Genomic DNA, 15,826 nt, shown 5'->3' on the forward strand with positions numbered 1-15,826 from the left:
CAAAAAAAACACCACTCCGTTATGAGTGGTGTTTTTTATTAGCAACAATATGAAAAACGGCAGAGTTATTATAGCGCTCTTTTATAGGCCGAAACTTGATCTACCCACATGATTGCAGTTGTAAACAAATTTATTTTATCAGGATTTATAAAACTGGAGTCATTTGACCCGATATTCATATTTAAAACAATATTATGCTTTTTGAAATTATTCAAATTTAGTTTTGATACGCTGCTGTTTGCGTAAATTGCAACAATAGTGTCATCAATTTTTATTGTTATGGTTATCACATTATCTTTCATTCTTATAAAACATTCATATAAATGCCATCCATTGTTTCCATCAATATTAAAACTTCCAGGATATTGCCTTTCTGCCAGATTTCCCAATTGATTTACCCCTACAGCTGTCCCGTAAAAAAGATTAGAGGCAAATCGGGAAGCATTTGGAGCAAAAGAATAGCCTTCCATAATATCAATTTCGCCATGTGTAGGCCATCCATTTTCTTGAACTGTCCAGAAGGCCGGCCATGCGCCATATGTTTGCGTAAATGACTTATAATTGGCCCCATCCATTGCCAACAATTTTATCGTGGCAGACAATCTGTATTCGGTATTATTTTCAGGCGTGTACTCATAAAGCGACTTCACAAGTCCTGACTGGTATTTGGTTGCGCTGAGCTTAGTTGTTTTAATTTCTAGGCATCCTTTTCCGTCTCTAGATTGCACTGAAGGCACCGAACTTTTGTAATCGCAATATTTAGAATTATAGTCGGTACGTTGCACTTTTGTCCACTTTGAAAGCGAAATATCTGTCTCAAAAGTGTCTTCAAATTGTTTTATCCAATCAGATCCTGCGGTTTTATTAGTCTTCGTGTTTACATTTATCTCATCCTGTTTTTTCTCTGTGCCTGAATTTTCAAAACAAGAAGAAAATCCAACAGCACATGTTAGCATTAAGGCAACCTGACTTAATTTTTTCATGAAATGTTCTTTAGTTATTATTTAGTTTCTATTAAGGACTAAAAGTAACTTTATATAAAAAAACAGAATGCCACATTTGAGGCAGTTAATGCCATATATGTTGTATTTTCACTGTTGTGTGAGATACAGCTTGCAATAAGAATAATTTTACTCCAAATGATATCCGATTACATTCTTATTTAAAGTTGGCACTATCAATAGCTTTTTTTCTGCGATATATTCAATATCTGCGGCAGCAATCTTTTCTTTTCCCAAATCAATAATGAGTTTTTTATTTTCTTTTGAATCAATGCAAAACACTTGTCCCTGCCATGCTCCAGACACTATTAACCCGTTACCCATCACTGGAGATACCTAAATTATCAATTCCATTAAAAAACTTCATAAGCCTTACCTGTCGATTTATTAACCACAAAAGCAGTTCGGCTTTTAATATTCAACACTAAAACTTCATCTTTTCTGGATAATAATCCAAGAAAGGGATTACTTTTGTGCCACAAAACCTAAATCATATAAAAATATCCATAGAGCTAACAATCTTTTTAAATCCTCCATAATATTTGTAAAATTGCATTTTAGTTTAATGGCTTGAGCAACTTGAGTTTTATAATTTTTGCATCAATCCCCAACAGGACATCTAAACCAAATTTGCAAAGCCATGGAAAGACAGACACTACATATAGAAAGCCAATTTCTTCAAATCATCCAAAAATGATGTTGTAATTTGTCCCGTCGAGGTCACAAAGCCAAATGGCGCCAATTGAAGACAATTGGCGCCATTTTTTTATTTAACCCTTATCAATAAATGAGTTTGACTCGTTTTTGCTTTATTTTCTTCATAAATAAACAAACTTCAGAAAAACATTATTTATATGAAAAACAAGATAAATTTAAATTTTAGCGTTCGATAACTTAACAGGATTCGAACACCAAGAACAGAGCTGAAATTAAGTTTTACATTTTCAAAATTTGATAATTTCCTGTCTTCCCTTATCAATCTTTTTCAAGAAAAAAAGCCAGCAGTCTAAAACACGCTGCCGGCTTTAAAAATAATCATAATTTTAAAAAAATCTTTTCTCTCTTCTTACATCTTTTCAATACTAGGAGGGATCAATTTATACATCACGGGCGTTACAATTCGTGATAATATTGTAGAACTGATTAAACCGCCAATTAACACAATTGCCAATGGTGCGATCAAAGGATTTGAGTTTAATGCAATCGGAATTAAACCACAAATTGCAGTAATTGAAGTCAGTACTACAGGCAGAAAACGCGTTTCTCCTGCAATTGAAATAGCTTCATCGATCGAATGTCCTTCCTGCCTTAACTGATTGGTGAAATCTACCAGCAGCAAAGAATTCTTTACCTGAATTCCCGAAAGACCTATAAAACCGATTATAGCAACCAAAGACATAGGGCTTCCATTAAGAAGCAACAATAAAACACCGCCTAAAATCCCCAGCGGTATGATAGATAATACAATAATAATTCCTTTAAAAGTTTTAAACTGCAGCAGTAAAACTGCAACAAACAAAAAGGTACTCAAAATAATTACTGCCAAAAAGTTACCACCCAGCGCATCGCCTTCCGATTCTTTCTCACCCGATAATTTGTAATAATATCCTTTTGGCATTTTCAATTGATCCAGTTTTGGAACAATGTGCGTCAATAAATCATTGGCATAATACCCTTTTGCTGATAAAGCGCTTACTTTTGAAAAGCGTGATTTATTAAAATGATTAATTGCAGTTGGAGAAGTTTCAAACGAAATTTCAGCAATCTGGTTCAGTGCAATCGGTATGCCCTGAAGGTTATTTACATACAGGTTTTTCAAAGCATCAAGGTTCGAAAATTTATCTCGGGGCAATGTCAGTGTAACATTTCTGGCATCTCCCCTATCATCTATATAATCGCCGACCGTTAATCCTGCTACCGAAAGACGGATTACCTTATCTACATCGCTTGTCAGTACTCCCAATGTTCTGGCTTTTTCTTTATTGATTTTAACTTTAAGATCTGTTTTATACGTATTCAGTTCATTGTTAATATACACCGTGCCTTCTTGATTTCTAAGAATAGTTTCTACCTGTGAAGAAAGCTTACGTAACACTTCCTGATCTTCACCAAATAATCTTACGACAATATTAGCTTCTAAAGGTGTTCCTTGTTCAAAATCTTTTACCTCCACTTTTGCATAAGGCATCGTTTTAAATTTATTTCGAAGTTCTTCAATCAAAGCTGTTTTCTCTGATGGTTTAGCTTCATCTTCGAGCTGGACAAAAATCTGTGCAAAATCTGGTTTTCTATCCTGCGGATGCACATTATAATAAATCTGCGGATTTCCTTTACCAACATTTGAAGTGTAATACACAATTTCTTTATGATTTTTAAGCTCTGCTTCTACAATTTTGGTCACACGGTCACTTTCTGTAATATTGGCCTGTAGCGGCATTTTTATATTGATAAGGAACATTGGTTTTTCTGAAGTTGGGAATAATTTAAAACCCGTTACTTTAAACAATCCAAAAGCTGTGATGCTCAAAACTATAGAAATAGCAATAGTAGTTCTCGGATATTTTAAGGCTTTAGGCATAATATCACGGTACGCTCTGGTCAGGAATTTTTGCAGATACTGTAGAAAAATATTCCCTCCCGCATGATCGTGCGTTTTTAAAAATCGGCTTCCTAAAAACGGCACCAAAGTCAAAGCGACAATCATCGATGCTAGTACACTGGTAATAACTGCCATTGGAAGACTTCTGATAAATTCTCCCGAGACATCCGGCAGGAAAGTCAGCGGTAGAAACGCAATAATAAGTGTTGCTGTACAGCCTACTACGGCAATTCCAATTTGTTTGGTTCCTTTAAGAACTGCATCCATTTTAGAATGTCCTTCTCGCAGCCATCGCTCTATGTTTTCGACTACCACAATACTGTCATCCACCAATAATCCCAACGCTACTACCAGACCTACGATACTTAACTGATTTAAAGAAAAGCCAAAAGCATTCATTGCAATTAATCCTAATGCGAGGGATAATGGAATAGAAATCATCACAATTCCCGAAGCTCTTAAGCCTAATGGAAGCAACGTAACGATTACCAAAACAATGGCAAGGGTAAAATCAAAACCTAAATGTCCCAAACGCTGCGATACCATATTCGCCTGATCGAAGTTTTTTACTAATTTGATGTTTGACGGTAATTCTTTAGAAAATTCATCAACAATTGGCAGGAATTCTTTCTGCACATCTGTAATGTTTACATTATCTTTCATACCAGCTGTAACCAGTACACATCGGTGTCCGTTAATGCGGGTAATATGATCGACAACCTGCGACTTGTAGCCTACTTCGGCTACATCTTTCATATAGATTATTTTACCGTTAGCATTGTAGATTACTGTATTGGATACATCGTCCGCATTTTTAAATTTACCACTGGTTTTTACATTAAATACTTTACTGCCTAAATCAATGCTTCCTCCTGGAATATCGGCCGCTTCGCTCTGCAGGCTTGCCATGACTACATTTAACGGAATTTTTAATTGGGCCAACTTTTCCAGCTGTAAATCAATACGAATTTCCTGCTCGGGAATTCCAGCATATTTTACATCTTTCAGATTGGTAATTTTCTCAATTTTAGATTTAAGTTTATCCGCTTCATCACGAAGTTTTTTGTCTGATGCATTTTCTGAAACCAACGCTATCTGAAGGATTTTCACATCAGAAGAAGCAATTTTTTCGGTTTTTATCTGATAAATATCTTTTGGAAGTTCGCTGTTTTTAAGAGCATTCATTTCCGTAGAAATCTCCTGATATTTATTATCAACATCTACTCCGTATTTAAATTTTACCTGAAAAGCTGCAACACCGTCTTCTACTGTGGTTAATATTTTTTCGATGTTTTCGAGTCCGTAAATTTTATTCTCGATTGGTTTTACAACCTGCTCCTCCATATCCTTTGGACTTGTCCCGGGATAGATTACCGTAATTAAATATTGCGGTGGATGCGTTGAAGGATCTTCCGCTCTAGGCATGGTAAACAGCGTAAGATACCCCACCACAGCAATCAGCAGAAATATAATCAGCGTAAACTGATAATTTTTAACAGCAAAGTTTGTTATTTTCATGATACTGATTATTTAATGATCTTGATAGTTGATTGTTCGTTGAGATAAGCACTGTTGGAGATCACAATCTGATCTGTTTTCTGAAGACCTTCTTTTATGAATACTTTATTGTTCTCAAATTTATTAATGGTCACCGGTTGGCGTTTTACTTTGTTGTTTTCCACAATAAAAACAAACGCTTTGTTTCCGTCAGCTTCAATAAGCGAATTGTACGGAATGATGATGAAATCTTCTGATTGTTCTGCCTTTATTTCGGCTTTTCCAAACATTCCCACCGCTGGTTTACTTTTTTTAAGGCTCATTTTTAATTCGACTTGAAAGGAGCCCAATGCCGCATCTGCCGCCTGCGATTTTCTAAAAATAAAGGCATCGAATTTTTCATCAGGATAACCGTCAAGCGTTACAGTGGCTTTCTGCCCTACTTTTACCGCGGCCCATTCTTTGTCTGTCAATCCCACTTTTAGCAGATAATTATTGTTTTGGCTGGTTTCATTTATAGCCAGAATTGGCGATCCTGCGCCAACTACTTCTCCTTCGTTTGCTATTTTTTTCGAAACAAAACCATCTGCAGCAGCATAAATTTTAGAATAACGTGCATTAAAAGCCACTGCATCTTTCTGCTTTTTAGCAATGTCAAGACCCGTTTTGGTATTCTGAAGCTGTTCTAATGTATACACACTGTCTTTGTACAAATTACTAGCTCGTTTATAATCACGCTCGTACTTTTTTAGATTTAAATCTGTTTGGTTCAATCCTGCATTAATCTCTGTTTCGTCTAATGATGCCAGAAGCTGGCCTTTCTTAAAAAACTGGCCTTCTTCAACATAAATACGACTGATGATCCCTCCTATTTTAAATCCGTAATTGGCCTGATTTTCTGTTGTTACTAAACCTGATGCGCTTATGGTATTGTTAAGAGCAAAAGATTCGACCGGAGCTGTTTTAATAGGGATAACATCTGTGCTTTCAAAGGGCGAATTTTCCTTTTTTTCTTCTTTACAGGCGTAAAAAAGCGTTAAAGCAAGCAATAAACCCAACCCTTTTTTGGAGACTGCGATATGTTTTTTTAGATATTTGTGAATCGTTAATTTCATGTTTTTTGTTTTTAGTTAAAAGTAAAAGTGGCGTTGGCTCTTTCTAATTCTGCAAAAGCAATCCAGGAGTTATAAAGCGAAATATTAGTGTTAAGCTGCGCATTCACCCATTGGTTCTGTGCATCAAGCAGTTCTATATAAATCGCCTGACCTTCTTTATACAACTTAGTAATGTCGTCATTGTACTTTTTGGCCGACTGTTTTTGATTTTTATCAGCATAAAATTGCTCTAAAGCCGATTTTAGATTGTTCTGTGAAACCTGAAACTGAAGCAGTAACTGCTGTTTTACATTATCAGTTTGTGAAATGATTTTTTTACTGTCTTCTTCAACTTGTTTCAGCTTCCATTTGTTTTTGTTTCCCGAAAAAATATTCCACTCCAGCCCCACTCCGGCAAAATAATAGCGTGAGTTTTTATCTGCTTCAAAATCAAAATCCTGAATTCCGAAATCGGCAAAGCCATTTACTTTTGGCAGCCAGTATGAGCTGGTCAACTTGCTTACATTCTCGTTTATTTCTTTTGCCTGAGTGAGCTTTTGTAACTCTTCTCTATTTTGGGTATTTTCTGAAAGTACTTCTATTGGGGGTACTTCACTCTCATCAGTTTCTATTGCGGCATCAAGTTTTTGATTCAATAAAAAATTAAAATACGATCTGGCATTATTGCTGGTTTGTCTGGCGGTTTCTAAATTGGCCTGAATGCGGATTACCTCATTATCGCTTCGTAAAACGGCAGTCCGGTTTATTTTTTCATTTCTAAATAAAGCCTGATTTACCCTTTGATTTTCTTTTACCAAAGCCAGGGCATCTTCATAAATCTTAATTCCTTCAACCGACTGCAGGTATTTGTAATAGGCAATTTTAATTTCCTTTACTAACTCTCTTTGGTAGATTTCGAGTTCTATTTTTTGAAGCGTCGTCTGCTGGGTTTTTATTCTTTTGTTATAAATAATTTCAAAATTCAGAAGCGGCATCGTGGTATGAATTTTAGCATCATAAAAATTATCCGGATTTATCAAGACCGACTGATTTTCTAACATTGGAAAAGCGTTAGAATTGGTAATCTGATTTAAAGTACTATATACCGGATTCAGCATATCTCCAATCGGAATATCGATTGTCCTTCCGCCTTCTGCCTTGGTGTAACTTCCGTTTAGGGAAACTGTTGGATAAAATAAAGCTCGTGCTTCTTTTAAGGCATACATGCTTTTATTAATGTCAAAATTATGCTGTCTGATTACTTCGTTATTTTTTAAACCGGTCTGTATATAAGTTTCCAGCTTGTTCTGTGCATACCCTAAATATCCTAGACAGAGTATTGCAAAAGTTAGTTTAATTTTCATTTATTGTACGTTGTTTATTATTTGAACGTTGTTCATTTTTTTAGGCAAAAAAATTTTTAAAGCTTTTCTATCATTTTTAAATATTCATTATATCCGTCATACAAAATGGTATCGGGATTCGTAAAATTTACATTTTTAATTCTCTGGTGAATTTCCAGACAGCACATACCATGTACCAAACTCCAAACCATAAATGCCAACGGCTCTACACTATGGCCTTTAAAATAACCTTTGTTAATACATTCTTCAATAGTTTTTTTAACTAATCCAAATGCTGTACATCCTTCGTCCCAATCTTCATTCTCGGAGTCTTTCAGGAATTCTATTGGAGCTTTTAGATTAAACATCAAATCATACATTTCAGAATTTTCGATGGCAAATTTGATATAGGAAAATCCCAATTTCTTTAATCTTTCCTTCGGATCTTCTATAGTATATAACTCCATAAAATAACTATCTAATTCCTGAAAACCTATTGTATGAAGATCATGGAGAATATCATTTTTATCTTTAAAATAAACATAAACAGTACCTACACTGTAGTTAATTTCTTCAGCAATGTTTCTTATGGTAGTATGTTCAATTCCTTTTTCAACAAAAAGCTTTTTAGCACCTTTTAATATCAGGGCTTTTAAAGCTTCTTTTTCTTTTGCTTTTCTATCAATTGTACTCATACTTATTTTATTCAAGGCTTACTAAGGACAAAGATATAAAATAAAATGAACGCTGTTCATTTTTTATTCAGTTAAATATTTTTATACAAATTAAGATTGCAATCTGGCCGTAATACCTTTATGATTCAATAACTTGTAAGCTAACTTTGGTAAAAATCTATTTAACAGATAAATCGCTTTTGTATCGCCAACACGAATAGTGTACGTATTGTTTTTTAATCCTTTTATTAAAGCATCAATTAGCACATCTGGTGTTATCGATTTACCTTCCATTCCCTCAGACATATTTGTTTTTACCAACGGCGGCAATAATTCAAATATTTTTATTCTGCTTCCAATTATCTGTAAATGATCTCGTAATGCTTCTGTATAAAAACGTACCGCAGCTTTTGATGCTGAATAAGTTGGTACAAGATTAGACGGCGTGTAACTCAATATCGATGATGTATTGATAATAGCTGCTTCTTTTCTGCTTTTAAGCATATCCAGAAAAAGATCATTTAAGAGAATAACTCCTAAGTAGTTAGTATTAATTTCTATGGCAGCTTTTTCAAAATGTTTTGAATTACTGAAACCTAAATTATCCTGGCCATTCATAATTCCGGCATTGTTATAAAGTATATCGATACCACCCATTTCATTAATTTGATTGTACAAAGCAACCGCGGCTTCCTGGCTGGACGCATCACTTTTAATGGTCGTAATGGATGGATACATTTTTTTGGCAAGATCTAATTTTTTCTGATCTCTTCCTGTAATAATTACTTTAGCGCCTTCTGTAATGAATTGTTTTGCAGCCTCTAATCCGATTCCGGCAGAGCCACCTGTAATCAAAATTGTCTTACCTTTTAATTCCATAATTTTTCTATTTAGTTTATTATCCCTATATTTGCTTGCAAAATGCAAGTGCAAATATAAATATATTTACTTGCAAAAAGCAAGTGATTTTAAATTTATTTTATGAAAACTCAAAAAAAGAGATCAGACTGCCCAGTAAGTTTTTCACTTGAAGCCTTTGGTGACAAGTGGTCGCTGTTGATTGTGAGAGATTTAATGCTTAAAAAAAAATGTACCTATGGCGAATTGGCAAAATCTGATGAGAAGATCGCAACTAACATTTTGGCTGCTCGACTGCTTTCATTAGAAGAAAACGGAATTATTCAGAAACTGGAGCATCCCGACAGTAAAGCCAAAGTACTATATCAATTGACACAGAAAGGAATGGATTTAATTCCAATAATTGTTGAAATTAATCTTTGGGCAGAAAAGTATACCGACATTCCTGAAAAAAGAAAGGAATTGCTGGCACAAATGAATGCTGATAAGGAAGGATTTATTAAAAATGCTTTTAAAGAACTTGAATCAAATCGATAGTATATATTACATAGCTACTACTTTTTTTGCCACAATAAATTTGGGCTGGAATGTGCATGACAAAACACGCCCTCGCAGGTGTAGAACTGCCTCCAATTTTGTTACACAAGCTAAGGCGGTTTTAATAAAAGAGGTTAGCGATTTGTTTTTTGAAGCTGCATTTTCCTTCAATCCCCAACGGGACATCTAAACCAAATTCATTAAGCCACTGGGAGACAAGTGACTACATATAATAAGCCAATTTCTTCAAATCATCCAAAAAAAATGTTGAAATTTGTCCCGTCGGGGTCACTCAGCCAGATGGCGCCAATTGAAGACAATTGGCGCCATTTTTTCATTTACACTAATAAATACGGTGGCTTTGAGTCATTTTTGCTTTTATTTTCTTTCTCTAAAATAATAGAAAAATTGCTTCAGCGTGTATATTTAGATGAAAAATAATACAAATAGTTAATTTATCATTCGATAACTTAACAGGATTCGAACCCCCAGAATATTATAGAAATTGACTCTATATAATCTCCAAATTGCTTTCAATTACTATTTAATGACAAATAATGAAATCTGATTTCAAAACGTATTTAAGTATATTATTGCTATATTTGCTTAAGAGCCTGCCAGCGATGCCATTCCGATTAAAAAAGCTGGCCGAACAGTCAAAACCAATATGTCATTTACTCCAGATGTCCAATATACTCAAAAACCATATAGCCAAATTTGCACAGGTATCAGACAATGACTTTGAGCAAATCAAAAAATTCTTCGACATAAAACAAACGTGTAAAAAAGAGAACCTGCTAAAGGAGGGACAGATCTGCCGTCATCATTATTTTGTTTTGGACGGCCTGCTTAGAAAGTTTTATATTAACGAGAAAGGTACCGAACAAACCACGGAATTTGCCATAGAAACATGGTGGCTTACCGATAACTTTGCCTACGAGAACCAGCTCGCGACAGAATTTTATATTCAGGCAGTAGAGAAATCAACATTGCTTTACATCACTTTGGAGAAGCAGCAGAAGCTGCTGGAAGAGTTTCCGGTAATGGAGCGCTATTTCCGTTTTGTCTACCAGAGGGCTTATGCAGCCGCACAGAAACGCATCAAATTTCTTTTCTCGTTCTCTAAGGAAGAGTTTTATTTCCAGGCAGTCAGAAACCACCCCGAATTCATCCAGCGTGTTCCCCAATACCTCATCGCTTCCTATCTAGGATTCACGCCCGAATACTTGAGCGAAATACGCAAAAGGCTTCTTTCTTAAACCAGTTTAAGTTTTTTCCTTTCCCTATTATTGAATTTTGCATTGAACAATTTTAAAAGAATAATACAATGCAAAAACGACTTAACATTAAGCAGGCCGCTCCGGATGCACTAAAAGCGATGATAGGACTTGAAAGCTACCTTTCAAAAATTTCCATATCCAAGACAGCCAAAGAACTCATAAAGATACGTGCCTCGCAGATCAACGGCTGTGCCTACTGCATCAACATCCACACTCAGGACGCCGTTAAAAACGGCGAGTCAAACCAGCGCATTTTTCTCTTGAGTGCTTGGAGAGAAGCTGGGGACATTTTTACAGAAGAGGAAAAAGTGGTGCTCGCGGTAACTGAAGAGATAACATTAATTCATGAGAACGGATTAACGGATGAAACCTATACAAAGGCCTTACAGTATTTCAGTGAAAGCCAGATAGCAGATATAATAACGGCCGTCATAACAATCAATCTTTGGAACAGGGTTGTTCTCAGTACCCATCTCCGAATAGGAGAAAGTCTTGCATAACTTGCAAAAAACTAGTTTAATTACGATGCATCCAAAAGTTTAGAATTATAATTAAATTTGAAGACAATAAGCCCGATTTGTTTCGGGCTTATTGCTTTTACGAAAAAACTCATTTAAAAGCACCAATTAGGATAGAAATGCTCCAGTGGAACAACAATCAAATAATTCATACAGCCAAAGAAAGACAATCCTGCCTTAACTTAAACAATCTTTTAAAATCCTGCATAAATTTTGTAAATTTATATATCAGTTTAATGCGATGGATCAATTGAGTTTTTACAATTTTTGCATCAATCCTACTCAGGACATCCGAACCAATTTTTTAACGCCAATGAAAGACAGACATTACATATAGAAAGCCAATCTCTTCAAATCATCCAAAAATGATGTTGAAATTTGTCCTGTCCCCGTCCCCCAACAGGACAAAATAAACCACTTACTAAAGCCACATAAACAACTGATTATCTTTACATTAATTACAAAATATAAAAAAGTAAAAAATGGAATTTAATCAAAATCATACTGGAAAAATCACACCTGAAAAAGCACTAAAAATGTTAACTGACGAAGGAATGGATGTTACTCTTGCACAAACAGCCGAAATATTGTCATTTCTTAGGTTAATAGCTGGAATTAGCGTTAAAAAAATCTTAGAAGATCCGGAAACTAATAAAATTACAAAAGAAGAAGAAGCTTTACATGAAAATCTCGAAAATAAAAACAAGAAAATAAAGCTAAAGAGTCCATATAAAAAGATAACCTATTGTAAAACCTGCAATTTTTTGAATAATAATTTCTAAAAAATCTAAAAATCATTTAATCCTAAAAAAAATAAAAAACGCCTTACCTCTATTTGGGTAAAGCGTTAAAAAAATTGCTAAAGAAAAAACTTTATTCTAAAGAAATTCTGCCTGCTGCGTCCCTTTTCTTCTGGTCAATTACCTTCGCATATATCTGCGTTGTCTTAACGTTCTTATGACCAAGCATTTTAGATATGGTAAAAATATCAGTTCCAGCCGTCAGCTGTAATGTAGCATAAGTATGCCTGAAACAGTGAAAGGTAATATGCTTATTGATGCCTGACAATGCCACCCATACAGGAAGCGTACGGTCAACATCCCATTTGTTCAAATCTTTAAATACCTTCTCATTTTCTCTCCGTCTCTTGCCAAGCAATTCGAAAGCTTCATCGGAGATCGGTATGGACGCAGTGCCTTCCGTTTTCTTTTGCCTGAAAATAATATAGTGCCCGTCATTCTCAACATGTTGCAATTCTAACCAGGTCAGCTTGGCAATATCGGAATACCTCACGCCTGTAAGAACAGAAAACATAGAAATTCTTCTTACAATCAATTTCGGGCAGGGAGTTTCAAACAGCCTTCGGGTTTCCTCGAGAGTCAAAAAATTACGTTGGGATTCCATTTCCTTTATTGATCCTATCTTTGCATTGATATCTGTTTTAAGCTTATCCTCTCTATAGGCTGCTTTTAGAGTAGTTTTAATCTTGTTATAATAAGAGAGAGCAGTGTTACGCGACAGCTGCTTCTTATTCTTCCTTAAACTTTTAGCTTTCAAAAGATAATCTCTGTAATCTTCAATTAGAGTAACTGTGACCTCTTTAAATGATAAATCCCTCCCTTTTAAAAAAGTCTCAAAATGAACAATAGCACAGGCCCAGATTGATAAATTGTTACCAACCTTTTTATTCCCTAAATTTTTATAATACTGCAGAAAAGATTCATTTCCGACTGCCTGAATTACCAGCTGCTCTTTTTCAAATGCGGAATAAATTTCACTTTTGTTGATTTCATTCTGTCTACGCGCGCGAATAAGCTCCGCCGTATGTAGACTTTCTGTATTGGCTATTTTCTGGTACTGGTCAGCTGGTTTTTGATATACGTAGATTTTTAAAAACTCGCGTCTGGTATAATCGTTAATTGCCGAATTCCATACGGGAGGATAAAAATCTAAATAAAGAGACATCCTCCCCTGAGAAATAGCTTTTTTTCTAAGTGTTACGATACTTTTACTCATGGCTCTCAATGTTAAATAATTCATCTAAATCTCTCTTGGCAATATAGACAAACTTGCCATAATTAAATTTCAAAATCCCTTTTCTCTTCAGTATACCATATAAAGCAGAAGGGGAAACCTTAAATTTTATATGCGCTTCGGACATTGTATAGCAGTTTTTAATTCCTGGAAATTTTCTTGCTGCTTCTTTGTCTGTACTGCTTTGATGCAGATTTTCTTTAAACTGAGCGATATCTGACTGCTCGATAAAAGTTCTAGAACCAAACTTACCGGTCTTAAGTTCTTTTCTAGATATGGCTCTGTAAAGTGTTCTTCTGCTTATTCCTATAAAAATGCTGGCCTCATCAATGCTGAGAAAGTCAAGCTCTCCAAGTCTTTGAATTTCGGCATTATTAACCGATTCCCTTTGCAGTCTTGCTGCCTCTTTTTTATTATCTCTGCTCCTTTTTTTGTAGCTCTTACTCCCGCAGACAGGGGAGCAGAATCTTGTTTTGATTGTTTTTGCCGTAAATTCATTATTGCAGAATTGGCAGACTTTGGTAATCCTAATGTTTGAACTCATAATTTTAAAATTTAGGTTTCCTACATTACTTAAAAGCTCTTTTAACTGTCGCAATCATCTCCCAAACGCATTAATATATTCTTTAGAAATATCTTTGGACAGATAACTAACGATGTGGTTGTTTTAAATATTTTTGCTAACTTCTTTACCCGAAATTAACACTTTATAAAACCTTTAAAAAGGACCTAAGTGTGTCATAATTAATCCCTTTTTGTCACAAAGTTTGTACCTCGAAACCCGAGGTACAAATGAGGTACAAATTTTAACAAAACAACACTTAAATATTCCAAAAAACAATTGAATAAAAAAATATCTAAAATGTTAATTACCAACATTTTAGCTATTTTGTTTGTTTTTATTTTGCGTTTCTTTGCTCCTTCTATTTGCCGATGCAGAAATTAGCAAAAATATTCCCCAATAGTTCATCATTAGAAACCTGACCGGTAATCAACCCGAATTGATATAAAGCTTCGCGAATATCTAGTGCCATAAGATCGCTTGAGAGACCTGATTCTAAACCGAATTTCACTTTCTGAATTTCATCTAAAGCTTTTAATAGAGAATCGTAGTGTCTTGTATTGGTTACAATCGTTTCATTATTACGGAGCGCCCCTGTATTTACAAAAGACAATAATTCATTTTTTAAATCCTCTACTCCTATTTTCTCTTTCGCCGAAATCAATAACAGTTTTGCATTTAAATTTTCTAACTGATTGGTAATATTCGATACTTCATCAGCAGATAAAATATCTTTTTTATTCACCACAATAATTAGCGGTTTTAGCGGATATTTATTCTTAATTTGTTCAATTTCATTTACAAATTCTGAACTTGAAGTTTGGAATTTCAATCCGTCAAATAAATAAATTACAACCTGAGCTTGATCGATTTTTTCGAAGGTTTTCTTTATTCCAATACTTTCTACAACATCTTTTGTGTCACGAATTCCTGCAGTGTCAATAAATCTAAATCCGATACCGCCAATTACCAATTCATCTTCAATCGTATCGCGCGTAGTTCCAGCAATGTCAGAAACGATTGCACGCTCTTCGTTTAATAAAGCATTTAATAAAGTTGATTTTCCAACATTTGGTTCGCCAACAATCGCGACTGGAATTCCGTTTTTAATTACATTTCCAACTGCAAACGAATCTATCAAACGTTTTAAAACAAATTCAATTCTATTTAATAATTCATGAAATTGCGTTCGGTCTGCAAATTCTACATCTTCTTCAGCAAAATCTAATTCCAATTCAATTAAAGAAGCAAAATTCAAAAGTTCTTCTCTCAGTTTTGCAATTTCATTACTGAATCCGCCGCGCATTTGCTGCATTGCAATTTGATGAGAAGCTTCATTATCTGACGAAATCAGGTCTGCAACTGCTTCTGCCTGAGATAAATCTAATTTTCCGTTTAAGAAAGCTCTCAATGTAAATTCACCTGCATCTGCCATTCTACAGCCATTTCGAAGCAATAACTGAATGATCTGCTGTTGGATATAAGTCGATCCGTGACAAGAAATTTCAATTGTGTCTTCACCCGTGTAAGAGTTTGGACCTTTAAAAACAGAAACCAGCACTTCGTCTAGTGTTTTGCTTCCGTCTACAATATGTCCCAAGTGAAGCGTATGCGTTTTCTGCTTGGTCAAATCTTTGTTTTTAATAGATTTAAAAACCGAATTGCCAATGGTAATGGCATCGGCACCAGAAATACGAATTATGGCAATAGCTCCAGCTCCCGAAGGCGTAGCCAAAGCAACTATAGAATCTTGATTTATCATGCTGCAAAGGTATAAAAAAACGCTCAATTTCTTTTCTGTGTTAATACAGCTGCATGCAAGCAAGAAA

At 34.9% G+C, this 15,826-nt stretch carries 14 protein-coding genes; 4 read left to right on the top strand and 10 right to left on the bottom strand.

Annotation, left to right across the window (positions count from 1 at the left end; genetic code table 11):
- Positions 1-68 precede the first annotated feature (68 nt).
- The 7 genes from BLP44_RS18235 to BLP44_RS18265 form a co-directional block, all read right to left on the bottom strand.
- Positions 69-983: a glycoside hydrolase family 16 protein gene (locus tag BLP44_RS18235; protein WP_091135002.1), complete on the bottom strand. Its 915-nt coding sequence runs from the start codon at positions 981-983 to the stop codon at positions 69-71.
- Positions 984-1,130: 147 nt separating this feature from the next.
- Positions 1,131-1,325: a hypothetical protein gene (locus tag BLP44_RS18240; protein ID WP_091135004.1), complete on the bottom strand. Its 195-nt coding sequence runs from the start codon at positions 1,323-1,325 to the stop codon at positions 1,131-1,133.
- Positions 1,326-2,067: 742 nt separating this feature from the next.
- Positions 2,068-5,118, bottom strand: a complete 3,051-nt coding sequence (locus BLP44_RS18245; RefSeq protein WP_091135006.1) for an efflux RND transporter permease subunit — start codon at positions 5,116-5,118, stop codon at positions 2,068-2,070.
- 8 nt (positions 5,119-5,126) lie between these two features.
- Positions 5,127-6,212 carry an efflux RND transporter periplasmic adaptor subunit gene (locus tag BLP44_RS18250; RefSeq protein WP_091135008.1) on the bottom strand — a complete coding sequence of 362 codons (1,086 nt, stop codon included), beginning with the start codon at positions 6,210-6,212 and terminating at the stop codon, positions 5,127-5,129.
- 11 nt (positions 6,213-6,223) lie between these two features.
- A complete protein-coding gene (locus BLP44_RS18255; protein ID WP_091135009.1) occupies positions 6,224-7,555 on the bottom strand; it encodes a TolC family protein in 1,332 nt (443 codons plus the stop codon).
- A gap of 56 nt (positions 7,556-7,611) precedes the next feature.
- Positions 7,612-8,229: a TetR/AcrR family transcriptional regulator gene (locus BLP44_RS18260; protein WP_091135011.1), complete on the bottom strand. Its 618-nt coding sequence runs from the start codon at positions 8,227-8,229 to the stop codon at positions 7,612-7,614.
- Positions 8,230-8,319: 90 nt separating this feature from the next.
- Positions 8,320-9,087 (bottom strand): SDR family oxidoreductase, encoded by a 768-nt coding sequence (locus BLP44_RS18265; protein ID WP_035645078.1) that lies wholly within the window; start codon positions 9,085-9,087, stop codon positions 8,320-8,322.
- 102 nt (positions 9,088-9,189) lie between these two features.
- Between BLP44_RS18265 and BLP44_RS18270 the strand changes: the two genes are divergently transcribed.
- The 4 genes from BLP44_RS18270 to BLP44_RS18285 all read left to right on the top strand — a co-directional run bounded on the left by BLP44_RS18270 (position 9,190) and on the right by BLP44_RS18285 (position 12,183).
- Positions 9,190-9,603 (top strand): winged helix-turn-helix transcriptional regulator, encoded by a 414-nt coding sequence (locus BLP44_RS18270; protein ID WP_035644141.1) that lies wholly within the window; start codon positions 9,190-9,192, stop codon positions 9,601-9,603.
- Between the two features lie 683 nt (positions 9,604-10,286).
- On the top strand, positions 10,287-10,862 hold the full coding sequence (locus BLP44_RS18275; protein WP_026729722.1) for a Crp/Fnr family transcriptional regulator: 576 nt from the start codon (positions 10,287-10,289) through the stop codon (positions 10,860-10,862).
- Positions 10,863-10,930: 68 nt separating this feature from the next.
- Complete coding sequence (locus BLP44_RS18280; RefSeq protein ID WP_066034741.1) at positions 10,931-11,383, top strand: carboxymuconolactone decarboxylase family protein; 453 nt, start codon at positions 10,931-10,933, stop codon at positions 11,381-11,383.
- Between the two features lie 500 nt (positions 11,384-11,883).
- A complete protein-coding gene (locus BLP44_RS18285) occupies positions 11,884-12,183 on the top strand; it encodes a hypothetical protein (RefSeq protein ID WP_091135013.1) in 300 nt (99 codons plus the stop codon).
- A 91-nt stretch (positions 12,184-12,274) separates the two neighbouring features.
- On the opposite strand, the gene BLP44_RS18290 is transcribed toward BLP44_RS18285, so the two are convergent.
- From BLP44_RS18290 to mnmE, 3 genes are all read right to left on the bottom strand, one after another.
- A complete protein-coding gene (locus BLP44_RS18290; RefSeq protein WP_091135293.1) occupies positions 12,275-13,417 on the bottom strand; it encodes a site-specific integrase in 1,143 nt (380 codons plus the stop codon).
- Positions 13,410-13,979 (bottom strand): helix-turn-helix domain-containing protein, encoded by a 570-nt coding sequence (locus BLP44_RS18295; RefSeq protein ID WP_091135015.1) that lies wholly within the window; start codon positions 13,977-13,979, stop codon positions 13,410-13,412. Before BLP44_RS18295 ends, BLP44_RS18290 begins: the two co-directional genes overlap by 8 nt.
- Positions 13,980-14,358: 379 nt before the next feature.
- A complete protein-coding gene (gene mnmE, locus BLP44_RS18300) occupies positions 14,359-15,759 on the bottom strand; it encodes a tRNA uridine-5-carboxymethylaminomethyl(34) synthesis GTPase MnmE (RefSeq protein WP_091135017.1) in 1,401 nt (466 codons plus the stop codon).
- Between the last annotated feature and the right edge of the window lie 67 nt (positions 15,760-15,826).

Origin of the sequence: Flavobacterium anhuiense (genome assembly GCF_900101855.1) — a bacterium.
Taxonomy (GTDB): Bacteria; Bacteroidota; Bacteroidia; order Flavobacteriales; family Flavobacteriaceae; genus Flavobacterium; species Flavobacterium anhuiense.

Excerpts from the sequence above, each read along its gene's own strand:
- BLP44_RS18235 (WP_091135002.1), bottom strand. The coding sequence starts at position 983 with ATGAAAAAATTAAGTCAGGTTGCCTTAATGCTAACATGTGCTGTTGGA.
- BLP44_RS18240 (WP_091135004.1), bottom strand. The coding sequence starts at position 1,325 with ATGGGTAACGGGTTAATAGTGTCTGGAGCATGGCAGGGACAAGTGTTT.
- BLP44_RS18245 (WP_091135006.1), bottom strand. The coding sequence starts at position 5,118 with ATGAAAATAACAAACTTTGCTGTTAAAAATTATCAGTTTACGCTGATT.
- BLP44_RS18250 (WP_091135008.1), bottom strand. The coding sequence starts at position 6,212 with ATGAAATTAACGATTCACAAATATCTAAAAAAACATATCGCAGTCTCC.
- BLP44_RS18255 (WP_091135009.1), bottom strand. The coding sequence starts at position 7,555 with ATGAAAATTAAACTAACTTTTGCAATACTCTGTCTAGGATATTTAGGG.
- BLP44_RS18260 (WP_091135011.1), bottom strand. The coding sequence starts at position 8,229 with ATGAGTACAATTGATAGAAAAGCAAAAGAAAAAGAAGCTTTAAAAGCC.
- BLP44_RS18265 (WP_035645078.1), bottom strand. The coding sequence starts at position 9,087 with ATGGAATTAAAAGGTAAGACAATTTTGATTACAGGTGGCTCTGCCGGA.
- BLP44_RS18270 (WP_035644141.1), top strand. The coding sequence starts at position 9,190 with ATGAAAACTCAAAAAAAGAGATCAGACTGCCCAGTAAGTTTTTCACTT.
- BLP44_RS18275 (WP_026729722.1), top strand. The coding sequence starts at position 10,287 with ATGTCCAATATACTCAAAAACCATATAGCCAAATTTGCACAGGTATCA.
- BLP44_RS18280 (WP_066034741.1), top strand. The coding sequence starts at position 10,931 with ATGCAAAAACGACTTAACATTAAGCAGGCCGCTCCGGATGCACTAAAA.
- BLP44_RS18285 (WP_091135013.1), top strand. The coding sequence starts at position 11,884 with ATGGAATTTAATCAAAATCATACTGGAAAAATCACACCTGAAAAAGCA.
- BLP44_RS18290 (WP_091135293.1), bottom strand. The coding sequence starts at position 13,417 with ATGAGTAAAAGTATCGTAACACTTAGAAAAAAAGCTATTTCTCAGGGG.
- BLP44_RS18295 (WP_091135015.1), bottom strand. The coding sequence starts at position 13,979 with ATGAGTTCAAACATTAGGATTACCAAAGTCTGCCAATTCTGCAATAAT.
- mnmE (WP_091135017.1), bottom strand. The coding sequence starts at position 15,759 with ATGATAAATCAAGATTCTATAGTTGCTTTGGCTACGCCTTCGGGAGCT.